We start from the raw sequence: 15,831 nt of genomic DNA, 5'->3' as shown, positions 1-15,831 counted from the left end.
TAGGGTTGAAGCCGGCCCCATCAACCCGCGCGGTTGATGGGGCGCGGGCTCAGTTGGCGATCACCGGCACCGTGCGCACGGAGCCTTGGGACGAAGTGATTGTGGCGGTCGGGTTCGCCGACGGAACCACCGTGGTGGTGTTGTTCACCGTCAACCTCCAGCGTCCATTCAGCGGTACGGAGGTGGTGCCCAGGGTGACCAGCCCGGCAGGGGTCGTGACCTTGACGGTGATGGTGTTGCCGGTGGTCACCGATGAGGTGCCGGCAAAGTCCCAGGTGAAGCGGTTATTGGAGCGGGCGCTCACCGTTGCGGTGGTCACTGCGAAGGTTTCCGCAGCAGGCCGTGGCGAGACTTGCACCGTGACCGTGGCCGGTGTCGTCGACACGGCGCCGAAGCTGTCCCTGGCGAAGTAGGTGAAGGTCGTGGTGAAGGCCGTGGGGACGGAGGCCGGTGGCGTGTAGGTGAGCACCGTGCCGTTACTGCTGACGGTGCCGCGACCTGTCGGTGGTGGAGTGAAGCTGGCGACGGCCAGCGGCAGGTTGCCTTCCGGATCGGTGTCGTTGGCCAGCACGCTGATCGGGATCGCCACACCCAGTGTCGTGACGGCATCGGCGACTGCCACCGGCGGCCGGTTAGGCGCCACGGTAATGGTCACGGTTGCCGCCGTCGTCGAGGCCAGGCCTTTGACGTCCTGGGCCTTGTAGGTGAAGGTCGCGGTCAGCGGCGCGTTGACCACGGCGGGAGGGGTGTAGACCACCGCCGTGGTGCCGCTCAATGCCACGGTGCCCTGGCCGGCGGCCGGTGGGGTCAGCGCGGTAATGCTCAGCGGTGTGTTGCCATCAGGGTCCCTGTCGTTGGCCAGCAGGTTGAGGGTGATCGGCACGCCGAAGCTGGTGCTGCCGGTATCGGCGACGGAGATCGGTGCCTGGTTAGCGCCGGTGTCCGGTGCAGTGCCGACGACGACAACCGGCTCGGTGTCACTGCCACCGGCGGCGGATTTCACCGTGACGGTTGCCGGTGGTTGAGCCAGGTCGGCCACCGTCAGGCGTTGCAGGGTGCCGGTTTTCGACAGCCGTCCGTAACCCTGGGCGACCATGTCCGGTACCACCACTTCGTCGGTGGAGGTGGCCTCGATCAGCAGGCTGTGGTTGCTCCAGCTATAGCGAGCGGTCTGGATTTTCACCACGTCCGAGAGCTTGCTCGACACCGCGGTCGGGCGGGTGGTGCCGGCCGGGTTGGTGGCGGTCACCACCACGACCGGCGGCACAGTGCCGTTGGCCAGCAGATGCTGGGCGAAGAACGTGCCGTTGTTATCGCTCACCATGTTGGTCTGGCAAGGCGTCGGTGGTGGGCCGGGCACCAGGGCGATGCTTTCGCGAAAGCACAGGGTCGAACCATTGGCGGCTTTGGCGAACACTTCGACCCGGGTGTTGTTGCCCCCCGTGCCGGCGGTGCGCCGGTAGGTGGCACGGCTCATGTCCACCGCGGTTTGCGCGCGGCTGTCGAGCACCTTGCCGGCCACGGTGAAGAGGTTGGTCTGGATGGTCCCGGCCGGGCCCTGGATGCGTACGAAGTTGGTGTTGTTGGGGCTGCCGGTCACGGCCTCGGTGAGGTTCGGGTCGCCGATGAAGGTTTCGATGGCGCCGGTGTCCGGATTCACTGCGGTGTAGGGGCCGTTGACGCTGCGCAGGAACGGCCCGAGCGCACCGTTGACCGCACCGGTGAATACCCCTGGCGCACCGATGCCGACGTCCCGGGTGATGTTGATCGCTCGACGGCCAGGGGTGGTGACGTTGACCGTTTCCACACCATAGGGGTGGGTAATGGTGTAGGTCCCGGCAGTGGGAATATTTATCCGCATGCGAATCCGCGCGAAGCTGATCTGGTCGCCATCGACCGGATTGCCGCCAGCAAAGGCAGCCTCGATCCCTGCGACATAAGCGTCCATGCCATAGCCGGCGGCGTTGTTGGGGATGCTGGTCTCGGCCAGGTACCAGAAGGCTTCGTCCGGCCAGTTATCCGGGAACACCATCGGCTGGGTGTCATCGAAAATGCCGGGTGTCGGCAGCAGGGTGCACATGTAGGCCGGTGGCACACTGGCAGCGACCCGTGTGCTGACGGCACGGGACTGGCACAGCTCCATCGACAGCTGATTGTTGTCCTGATACCAGATCGGGAATTTCCCGGTGGCAAAGGTGTAGGGGCCGGGATCGACGGCGGCGAGTTGCGCGAAAGCACTGCCGGACAGCGATAGAGTCAGTCCCAGGGCGTTGACCGCCAGGCGTGGCCATTTGTTCATGATGCCTCCTGATGAGGATCTGGGCATGTGAGCGTTCATTGCACGATGACCACTTCTTCGGTATCGCTGCCGCCATTGGCTGACGTCACGCGAACCTGGGCTGGCGGAACCGGCGTGATGCCGGTGGCCAGGCTTTTCACGGCGCCGTCGCCACTCAGGGCGCCGATGGCAAGACCGGTGCCGGTGGTAGCGGTGAGCACCGGTGGCGACGTTTCGTCGCTGGTCGAGGCGGTGATGCTGATTTGCCCGGTGCTCAGGCTGTACTCGGCACGTGAGATGGTCACCAGGTCGGTCAGCGGCATGGGCAAGACGGTCGGCGTGCTGCTGGGGATGGCCAGGTGGTTGTCGGCGGTCACCTGCAAGGTGCTCGGCAGGGCCGGATTGGTCGGCGACTGCGCATACCAGTGGCCGGTGGTGTTCGCTTCGGAGAAGTTCAGGACCGGGTTGTTGCTGGTCAGGGTCACGCTGGCCGGTGGCGGCGGGGCCATCACGAACACATCCTGCTGGGCCACCGGTGCACTGGCACCGGCATGTCGCGAGTAGGTGCTGCGTTCGGCGATCACCGGGGTCGGCCGGACCACCGTCGACAACTTGCCGGATACGGCAAAGAGGGTGGTGCGCAAGTCCAGGCCATTGGGGCCTTCGATGCGCACGTAGTTGGTGTTGAACGGGCTGCCGGTGACGGCTTCGTTGAGGTTCGGATCGCCGACGAATTTTTCCGCCTGGCCCGTGGTCGGGTTGGTCTCGGTGTAGGGGCCGTTGACGCTGCGCAGGAAGGGTCCGACGTCACCCTTGAGCGCGCCGTCATAGGTTTTTGGCGCGCCGATGCCGATGTCCCGGGTCATGTTGATCGCCCGCCGGCCGGGGGTGTCGATATTGAATACGTCGACGCCGTAGGGGTGGGTGATGACATAGGTGCCGGCGACGGGCACGTCGACGCGGATACGGATACGGGCGAAGCTGATCTGATCGCCCTCCAGCGGATCACCACCGCTGAAGGCCGCTTCGAGCGCCGAGACATAGGTCAGGTCGATGCCTCGGGCGGCGTCGACGATGGTCGTTTCGCCGGTCGCCCAGAACGCTTCGTCGGGGAAGTTGGTCGGGAAGACCAACGGTTGGGTGTCATCGAAAATCCCGGGGTTAGGGATCAACGAGCACATGTAAGTCGGGGCGCCAGGCGCGCTGGGAACCCTGGAACTGACAGCCTTTGACAGGCACAGGTCAAGGGTCCGGCCGTGGGCATCCTGATACCAGGCGGCGAAGTTGCCATTGGCTGGCAGGTAGGGTCCCGGGTCTACGGCAAACAGCGCTGCCTGGGCGATGCCTTGGGCTAGAGCGGTCACGACCAGCGCGGTCGCGGTTTTGCACAGTAAAGGGTGCATGAGTATTCCCTCTATCGAAGTACCTGCCCCTTGGGGATGGGTCAGTTGGCAGGGAGGGTGGCAACTTCCATACCAATCAGCGAAAACGCCCGGGAGAGGCCCGGAGTAAAGGCGTTGACGCAGTCGCGGCCGACAGACCGGGAAGTGTTCAAGCGGGCGGTTGTCCCCAACATTGGGGTAATGGGGCGTATGGGAGAGGGGAATCGCAGTCCCCGGGTCCGGGCAAACCGCCTTGAGTGGGCTATAAACCTAAGGGGGGTTACCGGGAACGTGTCCATGACCACAATCGCTAAAGTGCTTGCGACCGAAAGCGAAGTCCGCTTGAGAACGCGCAAGCAGCCGTTCGATCTGCTGCGCTGGTTTTCGCTGATCAGCATGGCGGTGATCGGTACGGTGGCGGTGGCGCTGGGGGCGGTGTCCACGCGGTTCGTGATTACCGAAAGCGTGCAGCGCGATGCGCTGTTGACCTCACAGTTCGTTCAGGCGATCGCCGTGGCCGAAGTGCGCCATGTGTCGATTCCCAACGTGCGGACCATGGGCCAGTTGCTCGACCCACGAACAGACAAGGACTTTCCCGACGTCGACCCGCTGGCCCGGGCCAGTGCCCGTGATGAATTCCTCGACCATATCGAAAATCTGCCGGACGTGATCCTGGCCAATATCTATGCCCCCGACCGCATGGTGATCTGGTCGACCAACCCGTCCTTGATGGGCACCACGATTCATGACGATGAAGACCTCGAGCGGGCATTCAACTCGAAGACTTCCGTGTCGACCAGTTACCACGAGGTGGACAAATCCCGCATGGAGCAGAAGTTCGTGGTGCCACCGAAATTCATCTTCCTCGAGAACTACATTCCCCTGTTCGACGCCGATGGCACCACCGTCACGGCGATGGTCGAGATCTACAAGGAACCGCAGGACCTGATCAACCGCATGGAACGCGGCCTGGTGCTGATCTGGCTGGCGACCGCCCTGGGCGGCGCGCTGATTTACCTGGGCCTGTACTGGATCGTGCGGCGTGCGGCGATCCTGCTGGCGACGCAGCAGAAGCAGTTGATCACCAACGAAACCTTCGTCGCGCTGGGGGAGATGTCCTCGGCGGTCGCCCACAGTCTGCGCAATCCGTTGGCGAACATCCGTTCAAGCGCCGAGCTGGCGATGGAGTTCGACGACGGCCCGGCACACCGGAACATCAGCGACATCATCGGTCAGGTCGATCGCATGTCGAATTGGGTACGGGAGTTGCTCCAGTCCCTGCGACCGCTCAATGACGAGGCGGAACCGGTGAACCTGGTGGCTGCACTGCACGATAGCCTGCTGGCTTACGAGCAGCAGATCGGCAAGGCCAGGGTCAACGTGGTGTTCGAGCCGGACCAGACGCCCATGGTCCTGAGCCAGCACGTGCAACTGACCCAGATCCTCAACAGCCTGCTGTCCAACGCGGTGGAAGCCATGGACAGCGGCGGAACGCTGACCATCCGGATCGAGCCTCGCGAAGCCGAGCGTGTCAGCGTGACGGTCAGCGATACCGGCAAAGGCATGAGCGAAGAACAGTGCACCATGGCCTTCCGGCCGTTCTTCACCACCAAGCAGGGCGGGCTGGGCGTCGGGCTGGTGCTGGTCAAGCGGATCATGGAGCGTTTTGGCGGGGTAGTGACTCTCGATAGCCGTGAAGGCGAGGGCACCACTGTTCGCCTGTCGTTTAATCTGGCCCCCTGATAATGGGGACGAACTGTCCCCGTTAACGGGTCAAACCCCCAGTCATTTCCACGGACGTAGTGCATTGATGTCGATAAACCATTGTTTTATCGAGTGTTAATGATTTTGCAGACAGCAGTTACAGAACTGGCGAGATCCTTGCAAGACCACCATCACCCCCTTCACGACATCGAGGCGGCTGGCGATGGAAAAAAAAGCGCAGTGCAGCGAAGAATCCTTCGATTTGCCTGACGGGGTCAAAGGCTCACGCAACACCGCGCGGGTGGAAAACGCTCTGCCGCCTGCAGTGCAGGCCCGTTTTGACTACCCCACCACGCCAACGGCGCCCTTGCCGTTTCCACCGACGGCCAATGGCCCGTTGCGCCGCACTGCCAACCTTCCTCAATCGCAACGGCTTCGGTCCTGAACTTGAACAGGGAGGGTGTCGACATGAACATGCAGACGCATTCACCGCGCTCACGCGCTTTGGGCATGCACCTGGTGCTGATGCTGGTGACCGGTTTGCTGGCCAGCCAGTTGCTGGTCGCCAGCCAGCCATTGTCGACGCCCACACCGGCTCCCGCAGTCGCTCCCGAATCCGCTGTCGTTGAAGACGCCACCCCGTGGGGTCGCGACTATTTCCCCAACACCCTGCTGACCGACCAGGACGGTCGGCAACTGCGTTTTTTCGATGACATGATCAAAGGCAAGGTGGTGGTGATCAATTTCATCTTCACCACCTGCAGCGACTCCTGTCCCCTGGAAACCGCGCGTCTGCGTCAGGTGCAGAAACTGCTGGGAGACAGGGTTGGCAAGGACATCTTCTTCTACTCCATCAGCATCGACCCCTTGAGCGACACCCCCGAGGTGCTCAAGGCCTATGCGCAACGCTTCCAGGTCGGGCCCGGGTGGAAATTCCTCACCGGGGAATTCGCCGACGTCACCGAGCTGCGGCAGAAACTGGGCCTGTTCATCGAAGGCATCGATAACGGCCGCAACAAGGACCACAACCTGAGCCTGATCGTCGGCAACCAGGAAACGGGCCGCTGGATGAAAGCCTCGCCGTTCGAAAATCCGTGGATCCTGGCCGACCAACTGGCCAACACCCTGCAGAACTGGAAGCAGCCCAGTGTCGAAGAAAGCTACGTCGATGCGCCGGAAATCCGTCCGCCAAGCAATGGCGAAGAGCTGTTCCGCACCCGCTGCGCGTCTTGCCACAGCCTCGGCCCACTGGACGGGCAGGGCATCGGTGTGCACAGCATCGGCCCGGACCTGATCGGCGTGACCCGTAAGCGCGATCCTGCCTGGCTCAACCGCTGGATCCGCGAACCGGATCGCATGCTGGCGGAAAAGGACCCGATTGCGACAGAGCTGTTCGAACGCTACAACCGGATTTCGATGCCCAACCTGCGGCTGGACCAGAAGTCCGCCCAGTCCATCATCGACTTCCTGCAGGAAGAAACCGACCGTCAGCATCCACCGGTGGCGCCCTTGGTCAGCGGTAACGAAGAGCCGGAACATCATCACGCCGTCGAACAACCGGAGATGCCCCCGGTGCAATAGCGTCAAAATAGTTATGTGGGCCAGTCAATTGCTATCAATGTTACCTACACTGACTTGATACAGGGCTGGAAAGGCTGGTTTTCAAGGACTCAGGACAGACCCCATGCAGATACTGGAACAACAAAAAGTACCTGCGCCGCAGGCCCCGGCAGCTTCGCGCAAGGGCTGGCTGCCTCAATTCAACTTGCTGCGCTGGTTCTCCCTGGCCAGTTTTTTCATCATTGCCGTGGTGGCGCTGGGGCTGGGCTACATCTCCACGCGCTTCGTGGTCGATGAAAGCATCGAGCGCGATTCGATGCTGACCGCGCAGTTCATCCAGGCCATTGGCGAGGCCGAAATCCGTCACGCCGGAATTTCGCCGGGCAGAACCATGGGCGAAATGCTCGACCCGCGACTGGACCATGCCTATGCCGACGTCCGTCCCGAATCCCGGGCCGCCGCACGTGCCGAGTTTCTCGATCATGTGGAGCATCTGCCGGACATCCTGCTGGCGACGGTGTATGCCCAGGACCGCACCGTGGTCTGGTCGACCAACCCCGAGTTGATCGGCGTGCGCATCGAGGACGACGATGAACTGGATGAATCCTTCGAAATGAAATCGCCGGTGTCCACCAGCTACCACGAGATCGATGAAGAGCGTCCCGAGCAGCGCCTGCTGCATGAACCGGAATACCTGTTCGTCGAGAACTACATCCCGATGTTCAACGCCGACAAAAGCAAAGTGATTGCCATGGTGGAGATCTACAAGGAACCGGTGGACCTGGTGGGACGCATCCAGCGTGGCTTCAAGGCGATCTGGCTGGCAACCCTGATTGGCGGGGCGGCGATCTACCTGGGGTTGTTCTGGATCGTGCGGCGTGCGGCGATACTGTTGCAAAGCCAGCAAAAACAGCTGATCGCCAACGAAACCTTTGTCGCCCTGGGGGAAATGTCCTCGGCGGTCGCCCACAGCTTGCGCAACCCACTGGCCAACATCCGCTCCAGCGCCGAACTGGCCCAGCACATCGCCAGCCAGCCGGCCCAGAAAAACATTGGCGATATCATCAATCAGGTCGACCGCATGTCGCGTTGGGTCCGGGAGTTGCTGGTGTCGTTGCGGCCGATGAATGACGACTTTGAAACGGTCGACCTGGTGCTCGCCATCGAAGACACCCTGAGTGCCTTTGAGTCCCTGATCAAGCGCTCGAACGTCGAAGTGCGTTTCGCGCCCGCCAGCGTGCCACCGGTCGTCAGCCACCAGGTGCTACTGACGCAAATACTCAATAGCCTGTTTGCTAACGCACTGGAAGCCATGCCCAAGGAGGGCATGCTGACGATCGAGATCGACTCCACGGTGCCCGGCTACTTGAGCATGATCCTGACCGACACCGGCAAGGGGATGTCCAAACAACAACAACAAATGGTCTTCAAGCCGTTTTTCACCACCAAACAAGGTGGATTGGGCGTGGGCCTGGCCCTGGTCAAAAGAATAATGGAGCGTTTTGACGGCTCGGTCGAACTGACCAGCCGGGAGCAGGAAGGAACCCGCGTTTGTCTCAATTTCAAAGTGGCAACGGGAGGGGTATATGGAGCACAGCATTCTGCTGGTCGAGGATGACGAGATCCTCGCCGAGAATATTCAGACTTACCTGGAGCGCAAGGACTTCGAGGTGACCGTCTGCCACTCGGCTGAAGATGCACTGGAGCAGTTGGGTTCTTTCGCACCTGACGTGGTACTGACCGACAACTCGTTGCCGGGCATGAGTGGTCACGACCTGATCCAGAAGCTGCGCATCAGCGCGCCGGATCTGAAAGTGATCATGATGACCGGTTATGGCAACGTCGAAGACGCCGTGGTGGCAATGAAGGAGGGCGCCTTTCACTACGTCACCAAACCGGTGGCCCTGCCGGAACTCAAGCTGCTGCTCGACAAGGCCTTGGCGACCGACCGCATGGAGCGCACGCTGTCCTTTTATCAGGAGCGTGAAGCCCAGAAGTCGGGGGTGCAGGCACTGATTGGCGAGTCGGCACCGATGGTGTATCTCAAGGGCACCATCAGCCAGTTGCTCGACGCCGAACGGCGGATGGCCAACAGCGATCTGCCGCCGGTCCTGGTGGAAGGCGAGACCGGTACCGGCAAGGAACTGGTGGCCCGGGCACTGCACTTCGACGGCCCGCGCAGCAAAGGCCCGTTCATAGAATTCAACTGCGCTTCGATCCCGTCCAACCTGGTGGAATCAGAGCTGTTCGGCCACGAGAAGGGCGCCTTCACCGACGCCAAGGACCGTCGCATGGGGCTGGTGGAAGCGGCTGATGGCGGCACGCTGTTCCTCGATGAAATCGGTGAAATGGACCTGCTGTTGCAAGCCAAGCTTCTCAAGCTGTTGGAAGACCGGACCATTCGCCGGGTCGGTTCGGTGAAGGAGCGCAAGGTCGATCTGCGGGTGATCAGCGCCACCAACTGCAATCTCGAACAGATGGTCCAGCAAGGCAAGTTCCGCCGCGATCTGTTTTTCCGCCTGCGCATCATTTCAATCAAGGTGCCGCGCCTGTACGCCCGTGGCGCCGATATCCTGCTACTGGCCCGGCACTTCCTGGGGCTGCATGGCAAACGCTACGGCAAGCCGAACCTGTATTTCAGCAACCAGGCCGAAGAGTTGCTGCTCAGCTACAGCTGGCCAGGCAACGTACGCGAATTGCGCAACATGCTCGAGCAAACGGTGTTGCTGGCGCAAAGCGACACCATCGCTGCCCATCAATTGAACGTCTGCCTGAGTCTGGTGGATGAGCCACCGATGTTTCACCACGAGCCGCAACATTTCAGCGAACAGCGTCCGTCCTACAACGGCGGCGAATCCATGAACCTGCCGGAAGTGGAGCGCGACATGGTGCGCAAGATGCTCGACAAGACTGACTGGAACGTCACCAAGTCGGCACGCCTGCTGGGTCTTAGCCGTGACATGTTGCGCTACCGGATCGAAAAGCTCGGCCTCGCCCGCCCGGACAAACGCCAGTGGTAATCATTGCAACACCGGGCCCTGTCTCAGGCAGGACATCAAGCAACCGGGATTCTCGACTTCCTGGTTCACGTAGACGCCACGCTCAGGATCGTAGGAGCGGATAAACACCCGGACCGTCGCATCAGCCACGGTTGGCAGGCGCGAGTCGGTAAACACATGCTCGCTTGAAACCGGAATGAAATCCCCGGGCGCGGTCGGGATGTATGAGCCCGGCGGGATGATGTTCATGGACGGTGGTGAGGGGTGGGCGAAGGGTTGGTCGGCGCCGTAATAGTTGAATTCACTGCTGTAGTCCGTGGTGTTTGGAAAGTCGTCGGCGTGGGCTGCAGCGGACAGGCTCAGGCAGAAGGCGAAGAGAAGCGTCAGGTCGGTCTTTTTCATGGCAACACCTGCTAAATCGGTTTAACCACATTTCCCCCAAGGTCATTAACTATAGCTGGCGCCGAGAGCCGCCGTCGGTGTTGCGCGGATTACAAGTTCGCAACACCTGTCAGGAACATGTTGATCTAGACTCCGGCCGGTCAATTCGACGACCCGAACCCTGGAGCGTGCAATGGAACTGCCGACAAAAGAACAAGTCATCGCCAGCAACCGCGAGGCCTGGAATGACTCCGCCCGTCACCACAAAGACTCCAGCGAATGGCAAGCCTTGTTGAAGGGTGTGGAACAGGCGGATTTTTCCTGCCTGGATGACACCCTGACCGCGTTGCTGGCCCAGACCGGTGTCGACGGCAAGGAGGTGCTGCAACTGGGCTGCAACAACGGCCGCGAAAGCCTGTCGCTGTTCGCCCTGGGCGCGCGCAGCGTGGTGGGCGTCGACCAGTCCGACGCATTTCTCGAGCAGGCACGGGAACTGGCTTCCCGCTCGCCCCATGCGCCGCAATTCATCGAAGCGGACATTCACCACTTGCCTGCACAACTGCAGGAGCGATTCGACCTGGCGCTGATCACCATCGGGGTCTTGAACTGGATGCCGGACATCGGCGAATTCTTCCGCCATGTGGCGCGTACGCTGAAACCGGGGGGCGCGCTGGTGGTGTACGAAACCCACCCGTTCCTGGAAATGTTCGACCCCGAGGCCGCCGATCCTTTTCGCCCGGCCAGTTCATACTTCCGTCGCGAACCGTTCGTGCAGCACGAACCGATCGTCTACGAGGGCAAGATCGAACAGCCGGCCGCGCCGTCCTACTGGTTCGTCCACACCCTGGGCGACCTCTTCGGCGCCGCCATTGCCGCAGGGCTGCAGATCCGTCACTTCAAGGAATACCCGCACTCCAACCGCGAAGAACTGTATGACCGCTATCAGCAGCAGGTGGCGCAGTTGCCGTTGTGTTTTACCTGGGTGGTGGTGAAGTCAGCGACATAACGCGCAGAATCAAATCAGAGATTTGAGTGATTGACCGTGTGCCCTGGTTGCGCGCAGAGATCTATGCCCAGGGCATGAATGACCTTCAGGACCGTATCGAAACGTGGTTTTGCTCCGGGCGCGAAGGCTTTGTAGAGGCTTTCGCGACCCATTCCCGAGTCTTTGGCAATCTGTGTCATGCCACGGGCTTTCACCACATAGCCGATAGCGCGAAGAAACTCCTCGTTGTCACCGTCTGCCAGTACCTGAGACAGGTACTCGCAAATGGCTTCATCACTGTCGAGCAGCGCCGCCATGTCGAAATTCGTCAAAGTCTGGCTCATGGTCAAACCTCCTTTGCCATTTTTTTTGCGCGTTTGATATCGGCGGTTTGAGATGACTTGTCACCCCCGGCCAGCAAGACAATGACGACACCGCCTCGCATCGTGAAGTAAACCCGGTATCCGGCACCCACGTCCACGCGCATTTCAGAAACGCCATCACCGACTGATTTGTTATCGCCGAGATTACCCGCAGATGCTCGGTCAATGCGACGAGCGATAGCTAGCTTGGCCCGCAAATCGCGAATTGAGGCGTGCCATGCTGCGAAAGTAGTGGTTTGCTGGACAAGATAATTCATTGCTCGAATGTATCCAAATGGATACAGATGAGCAGTCAGACATTTCCGCGATCAGGTGGTTTTTTTCTGAGGAAGATGTAGGCGACTCCTTCGCGAGCAAGCCCGCTCCCACACCGGATTTGTGAACGACACAGATCAAATGTGGGAGCGGGCTTGCTCGCGAAGGGGGCAACACGGTTAAGCGGATAACCCCGTGATCAAGCCTGCGCCTGCGCCTGTGTCACCACCGGCCGCCCCGGTTTGCGTAGCGGATCCAGGCGTGAGCCGCTGTAGCGGGTTTCGCGGAAGAAGCGCCAGCGGCCGAACAGGCCGTAGACGTGGGTGACGCGGCCCTGTTCCTGATAGCCCATGCGGATGTGCAGTTTCAGCGCCGGGATGTTGTGGGTCTCGCAAACGTCCACCACCTTGTTGCAGCCTTGCAGCGCCATGGCATCCCAGAGGGCCACCTGGACATCCACGGACAGGCGGGTGCCGAAGTAGGCGCGGGTCATTTCGCCGCCGAATTCGAAGAATTCGCCTTCCTTGACCGGGAACCAGCAGCCGTAATAGTGACGGTCGAAATAATCCCGGGTGCTGCCCCAGATGAAGCCGATCGCATGGCCTTCGTCATCCAGGTACATATGTCCGGTATGACCTTCGGCGGCGAGCTCGGCCATGGTCCCGACACGGTCGCCGAAGTGCTTGGCAAACGCCGTGGCATTCTCCGGGGTGATGGTCACCTGGCGGACGGGAGAATAGGGCCTCAGCTTGTGCGGCGGTACCGGGCTGACCAGGTCGCGCTCCATCCACAGCAACTCCCAATGGAAGAACACATAGCGCTTCCACAGCGTACTGAACGTGCGACCCAGGCCCTTGCGCTTGATGTGTTCGTGAAGCTTGTCGAGTACGCTCATGAAGCCCTCCTTTAACCGAGGATTGGTGGTGTGTGGTGAAGGTATTGATGGGTATAGATCACCCGTGGCAAGTGCATGGCCATGTCTTTGCCATCAATGTATTTCAAGTTATGTATCAGTCTTGACACAGTTTTCAGGCGTCAAAAAGCTGCTCGTCCCGGACGTATTCGGGAGGAAAACAGCCGATTGAAAGCTGTACTACCTGTGGGAGCGAGCCTGCTCGCGATAGCGGTGGTTCAGTCAACAAAGAGGTTGAATGTTCAGGCCTCTTCGCGAGCAAGCCCGCTCCCACAGGGGATTGCGGTTTATTCGAGAACCACCTGCGCGCGGTGGGGCGCAGCCTCGCCAGCGGCGGTATAGGCCACCCGCGGCACCCCCGGCAAACGCTGTTCCAGCAACGCACTCAAGGACTCTCCCGGTTCCAGGTAGGCATCGCCGAAGTCGGCGCCGAGGCGGTTCGGGTGGGCGACGATTTCCAGTAGTCCGTCGGGCGGCAGCGCGGCGTTGCGCAGATCCACCGGGGTGCACACATAGTTGGCGGTGGTGCCGGCCAGGTGGCTCAGGCGACGGTTGAGCAGGTCCTTGAACACGCGCTTGGGCAGGCTGAGGTTTTGTCCCAGGTTGCGCGCCAGACGCACGGGCACTCCCTGGCGGGCGGCGAAGCGCGCGACGATCTCGCCGATCGGCCAGATGTTGTGCACGTGTTGATGGGAGTCCAGGTGACTGGGGCGCAAGCCGTTGTCCAGGCAGCGTTGCCACTGGGCTTCGAGTTCTTCGAGCACGGCGTGACGATCCCGGCGCCCGAGCCAGAGGCGGGTGCGGCGCAGGTTGAGGTCGAACACGCCGGCGCCGTCGCAAAAGGTCGGGCGCTGCACAATGCTCTGGCTCAACGGACGGCCGTAGGTCAGGTTGAAGTGCAGGCCGATGCGGCCTTCGAGCAACGGGTGCCGGGCCAGGACGCAGGCCGCTTCGAACGCCGGCATGTTGGCCATGGCGGTGGCGGAACTGATGAGCCCGGCCTGGAACGCGCCGAGGATCACCGCGTTTTCGCAGGCGCTGAGGCCGAAGTCGTCAGCGTTGACTATCACTTGCCGGGGCATGTTCAGCCTCCTTGGGTTTTTCCGTAGGCACAGGTGTTTTGACAGCCGGTGTCGCGACGGGCGCCGGGGTGGCGACTGCAGCCGCTGCACGCCGGGCGCGCCATTGCTGTAATCGGGGTTTGAAGCGTTGCCAGACCCGTAAGGCCAGCCCCAGCACCAGACCGCCCGGGCGCCAGGAGTAAAAACTCCAGCGCCAGTGTTCCAGTTGCCCGGTCATGCGTTCGTGCAGTTGATGGCTGGAGTTTTCCAGGCTGACCCGTGACGCATCGATCCACTGCCAGTGGTCTTCCAGGCCCCAGCGAATCCACTCTTCGAGCAGCACCCGACCGCTGCCCAGGTCGGCATATTGCGGCAGGAACGCCAGGTTGTAGTCGTACAGCCGACCCTGTTCCAGCAAACCGAGGCGATAGCTGATGCAGCGCCCCTCAAGCTCCAGCACCACCACGCGCACCAGGCCGCGGGCGGCCAGTGCAGTGAAGGCGCGGTCCATCCACTGGCGATGGCGTGCATCGGAAAAGATCCCGACCCCTTCATCGCCTTTCCAACTCACGGCTTCGACTTCAGCGATCTCCTGCAACAGCGGCCCCATGGTCAACGCGTCGGGGGTAATCCGCCGCACCCGGGCGCCACAGGCGGCGATGCGTTTGCGTGCGCGGCGCAGTTTGTAGCGCGGATCGCCGGAGACTTCCTGATGGTCGGCCTCGCTGATCAGGTGCACCGGCACCCGACAGCTCAGGCGTTGTTCGGCGGTCGAGCTCAGCGCCTGCCACGGTGCCAGGGCCTGGGCCGTGGCACCGGCCAGTTCGTTCAATTGCAGCAGGGAATGGGGCAGGCGCTGGCGGATCTGCGTCAGCGCCTTGCCTAAAGCGTCGCCGTCCAGCCAGGTCAGCAGCGCGAGGCGGTCGGCGAGGGGATAGCCCAAATGATGCAGGACCCGAAATGGCACACGCGCAAAGCGCTCCACGGACGCCACCAGCGGCAGGCACAGCGCCAGTTCGTCACCCTGCCAGCCGAGCAGCACGTGCAACTGCTCGCCGGGTTTGAGTGCCTGTTCCGATGCGCATAGCCAGGCCAGGGTGTTGAACGGCGTGTGGTCCGTCACGCGCTGGCGCAACGCTTCGTAAGCCGCAGCGGGAAAGTCGTGGGTGCACAGCGAAGTGTGCCATTCGAATCGTAGCGTCATGGGATCACGTCGCCTCGGCGGTGGCAGGTTCACGCGCCGGTTTGCGCAAGGTTTCCAGGCGCGAGCCGGTGTAGCGTGTTTCGCGGAAGAAGCGCCAGCGGCCAAACAGTTCGTAGACGTTCATGATCCGTCCCTGTTCGTTGTAGCCGGTGCGTATATGCAGCTTGAGTGCGGGGATGTTGTGCCACTCGCACACGTCCACCACCTTGTTGCAGCCTTGGGCGTGCATGGCTTTCCACAGCTCGGTTTGCAGGTCCATCGACAGCCGGGTACCCCAGTAAGCCCTGGTCAGTTCGCCACCGAACTCGAAGAACTCCCCTGGCTTCACCGGGAACCAGCAACCGTAGTAGTGCTTATCGTGATAGTCGCGGGCGGCCCCCCAGATGAACGCCACCGCGTCACCCTTGTCGTCCAGGTGCATTTGCCCGGTGTAACCCTCGCGGGCCAGTTCGGCCATGGTCTCGACCCGGTCGCCAAAGTGACGGGTGAAGGCCACGGCGTTCTCCGGGGTGATGCTGACGACCCGCAGCGGCGGGTAGGCCTTGAGTTTGTGCGGTGGCACCGGGCTGACCAGGTCACGTTCCATCCACAGCAGTTCCTGGTGGGAAAACACGAAGTGCTTCCAGATTTTTTTCAGGGTGGCGCTCAGGCCTCTTTGCTTGATGTGTTCGCTGAGTTTGTGCATTGCACTCATGTTGTTGGCTCCTGACGGGATTGCCCGTGAGT

15 protein-coding genes are annotated in these 15,831 nt (G+C 61.6%); 6 read left to right on the top strand and 9 right to left on the bottom strand.

Annotation, left to right across the window (positions count from 1 at the left end; genetic code table 11):
- Window positions 1-49: 49 nt before the first annotated feature.
- Both KW838_RS03820 and KW838_RS03815 read right to left on the bottom strand, forming a co-directional pair.
- A complete protein-coding gene (locus KW838_RS03820; RefSeq protein ID WP_218500449.1) occupies window positions 50-2,299 on the bottom strand; it encodes an Ig-like domain-containing protein in 2,250 nt (749 codons plus the stop codon).
- 35 nt (window positions 2,300-2,334) lie between these two features.
- Complete coding sequence (locus tag KW838_RS03815) at window positions 2,335-3,681, bottom strand: hypothetical protein (protein ID WP_218500448.1); 1,347 nt, start codon at window positions 3,679-3,681, stop codon at window positions 2,335-2,337.
- A gap of 276 nt (window positions 3,682-3,957) precedes the next feature.
- On the opposite strand from KW838_RS03815, the gene KW838_RS03810 reads away from it, so the two are divergent.
- The 5 genes from KW838_RS03810 (at window position 3,958) to KW838_RS03790 (ending at window position 9,944) form a co-directional block, all read left to right on the top strand.
- The gene (locus KW838_RS03810; RefSeq protein WP_218500447.1) at window positions 3,958-5,403 is read left to right on the top strand and encodes a HAMP domain-containing sensor histidine kinase; all 1,446 of its coding nucleotides are present in this window, start codon (window positions 3,958-3,960) and stop codon (window positions 5,401-5,403) included.
- A 184-nt stretch (window positions 5,404-5,587) separates the two neighbouring features.
- On the top strand, window positions 5,588-5,809 hold the full coding sequence (locus KW838_RS03805; RefSeq protein WP_218500446.1) for a hypothetical protein: 222 nt from the start codon (window positions 5,588-5,590) through the stop codon (window positions 5,807-5,809).
- A gap of 23 nt (window positions 5,810-5,832) precedes the next feature.
- Window positions 5,833-6,945, top strand: coding sequence for an SCO family protein (locus KW838_RS03800; protein ID WP_173900841.1), 1,113 nt, complete (start codon window positions 5,833-5,835; stop codon window positions 6,943-6,945).
- 103 nt (window positions 6,946-7,048) lie between these two features.
- Window positions 7,049-8,542: a sensor histidine kinase gene (locus tag KW838_RS03795; protein WP_218500445.1), complete on the top strand. Its 1,494-nt coding sequence runs from the start codon at window positions 7,049-7,051 to the stop codon at window positions 8,540-8,542.
- Window positions 8,511-9,944 carry a sigma-54 dependent transcriptional regulator gene (locus KW838_RS03790; protein ID WP_102701425.1) on the top strand — a complete coding sequence of 478 codons (1,434 nt, stop codon included), beginning with the start codon at window positions 8,511-8,513 and terminating at the stop codon, window positions 9,942-9,944. The genes KW838_RS03795 and KW838_RS03790 overlap by 32 nt, the downstream gene beginning before the upstream one ends.
- Here KW838_RS03790 and KW838_RS03785 read toward each other — a convergent pair whose 3' ends face one another.
- Window positions 9,945-10,325 (bottom strand): hypothetical protein, encoded by a 381-nt coding sequence (locus KW838_RS03785; RefSeq protein WP_218500444.1) that lies wholly within the window; start codon window positions 10,323-10,325, stop codon window positions 9,945-9,947.
- Window positions 10,326-10,497: 172 nt separating this feature from the next.
- Here KW838_RS03785 and KW838_RS03780 point away from each other — a divergent pair, with 172 nt between their 5' ends.
- On the top strand, window positions 10,498-11,310 hold the full coding sequence (locus KW838_RS03780; RefSeq protein ID WP_218500443.1) for a bifunctional 2-polyprenyl-6-hydroxyphenol methylase/3-demethylubiquinol 3-O-methyltransferase UbiG: 813 nt from the start codon (window positions 10,498-10,500) through the stop codon (window positions 11,308-11,310).
- A gap of 14 nt (window positions 11,311-11,324) precedes the next feature.
- Here the strand turns inward: KW838_RS03780 and KW838_RS03775 are convergent, their stop codons facing one another.
- The 6 genes from KW838_RS03775 to KW838_RS03750 form a co-directional block, all read right to left on the bottom strand.
- Complete coding sequence (locus tag KW838_RS03775; protein ID WP_218500442.1) at window positions 11,325-11,633, bottom strand: addiction module antidote protein; 309 nt, start codon at window positions 11,631-11,633, stop codon at window positions 11,325-11,327.
- Between the two features lie 2 nt (window positions 11,634-11,635).
- Window positions 11,636-11,929 (bottom strand): type II toxin-antitoxin system RelE/ParE family toxin, encoded by a 294-nt coding sequence (locus tag KW838_RS03770; protein WP_218500441.1) that lies wholly within the window; start codon window positions 11,927-11,929, stop codon window positions 11,636-11,638.
- A 197-nt stretch (window positions 11,930-12,126) separates the two neighbouring features.
- On the bottom strand, window positions 12,127-12,822 hold the full coding sequence (locus tag KW838_RS03765) for an N-acetyltransferase (RefSeq protein ID WP_218500440.1): 696 nt from the start codon (window positions 12,820-12,822) through the stop codon (window positions 12,127-12,129).
- 305 nt (window positions 12,823-13,127) lie between these two features.
- Window positions 13,128-13,922, bottom strand: a complete 795-nt coding sequence (locus tag KW838_RS03760; protein WP_218500439.1) for a ChbG/HpnK family deacetylase — start codon at window positions 13,920-13,922, stop codon at window positions 13,128-13,130.
- Window positions 13,894-15,105, bottom strand: a complete 1,212-nt coding sequence (locus KW838_RS03755; protein ID WP_218500438.1) for a GNAT family N-acetyltransferase — start codon at window positions 15,103-15,105, stop codon at window positions 13,894-13,896. The genes KW838_RS03760 and KW838_RS03755 overlap by 29 nt, the downstream gene beginning before the upstream one ends.
- A 4-nt stretch (window positions 15,106-15,109) precedes the next feature.
- A complete protein-coding gene (locus KW838_RS03750) occupies window positions 15,110-15,799 on the bottom strand; it encodes an N-acetyltransferase (RefSeq protein WP_102701419.1) in 690 nt (229 codons plus the stop codon).
- Between the last annotated feature and the right edge of the window lie 32 nt (window positions 15,800-15,831).

The sequence above is a fragment of the Pseudomonas sp. PDM27 genome, from assembly GCF_019219205.1.
Lineage (GTDB): Bacteria > Pseudomonadota > Gammaproteobacteria > Pseudomonadales > Pseudomonadaceae > Aquipseudomonas > Aquipseudomonas laurylsulfatiphila.
The sequence above is the reverse complement of the archived record's forward strand: the minus strand, read 5'-3'. Positions and strand labels throughout refer to the sequence as shown.

What these genes read in the sequence shown, in the direction of transcription:
- KW838_RS03820 (WP_218500449.1), bottom strand. Translation starts at nt 2,299, where the DNA reads ATGAACAAATGGCCACGCCTGGCGGTCAACGCCCTGGGACTGACTCTA.
- KW838_RS03815 (WP_218500448.1), bottom strand. Translation starts at nt 3,681, where the DNA reads ATGCACCCTTTACTGTGCAAAACCGCGACCGCGCTGGTCGTGACCGCT.
- KW838_RS03810 (WP_218500447.1), top strand. Translation starts at nt 3,958, where the DNA reads ATGACCACAATCGCTAAAGTGCTTGCGACCGAAAGCGAAGTCCGCTTG.
- KW838_RS03805 (WP_218500446.1), top strand. Translation starts at nt 5,588, where the DNA reads ATGGAAAAAAAAGCGCAGTGCAGCGAAGAATCCTTCGATTTGCCTGAC.
- KW838_RS03800 (WP_173900841.1), top strand. Translation starts at nt 5,833, where the DNA reads ATGAACATGCAGACGCATTCACCGCGCTCACGCGCTTTGGGCATGCAC.
- KW838_RS03795 (WP_218500445.1), top strand. Translation starts at nt 7,049, where the DNA reads ATGCAGATACTGGAACAACAAAAAGTACCTGCGCCGCAGGCCCCGGCA.
- KW838_RS03790 (WP_102701425.1), top strand. Translation starts at nt 8,511, where the DNA reads ATGGAGCACAGCATTCTGCTGGTCGAGGATGACGAGATCCTCGCCGAG.
- KW838_RS03785 (WP_218500444.1), bottom strand. Translation starts at nt 10,325, where the DNA reads ATGAAAAAGACCGACCTGACGCTTCTCTTCGCCTTCTGCCTGAGCCTG.
- KW838_RS03780 (WP_218500443.1), top strand. Translation starts at nt 10,498, where the DNA reads ATGGAACTGCCGACAAAAGAACAAGTCATCGCCAGCAACCGCGAGGCC.
- KW838_RS03775 (WP_218500442.1), bottom strand. Translation starts at nt 11,633, where the DNA reads ATGAGCCAGACTTTGACGAATTTCGACATGGCGGCGCTGCTCGACAGT.
- KW838_RS03770 (WP_218500441.1), bottom strand. Translation starts at nt 11,929, where the DNA reads ATGAATTATCTTGTCCAGCAAACCACTACTTTCGCAGCATGGCACGCC.
- KW838_RS03765 (WP_218500440.1), bottom strand. Translation starts at nt 12,822, where the DNA reads ATGAGCGTACTCGACAAGCTTCACGAACACATCAAGCGCAAGGGCCTG.
- KW838_RS03760 (WP_218500439.1), bottom strand. Translation starts at nt 13,922, where the DNA reads ATGCCCCGGCAAGTGATAGTCAACGCTGACGACTTCGGCCTCAGCGCC.
- KW838_RS03755 (WP_218500438.1), bottom strand. Translation starts at nt 15,105, where the DNA reads ATGACGCTACGATTCGAATGGCACACTTCGCTGTGCACCCACGACTTT.
- KW838_RS03750 (WP_102701419.1), bottom strand. Translation starts at nt 15,799, where the DNA reads ATGAGTGCAATGCACAAACTCAGCGAACACATCAAGCAAAGAGGCCTG.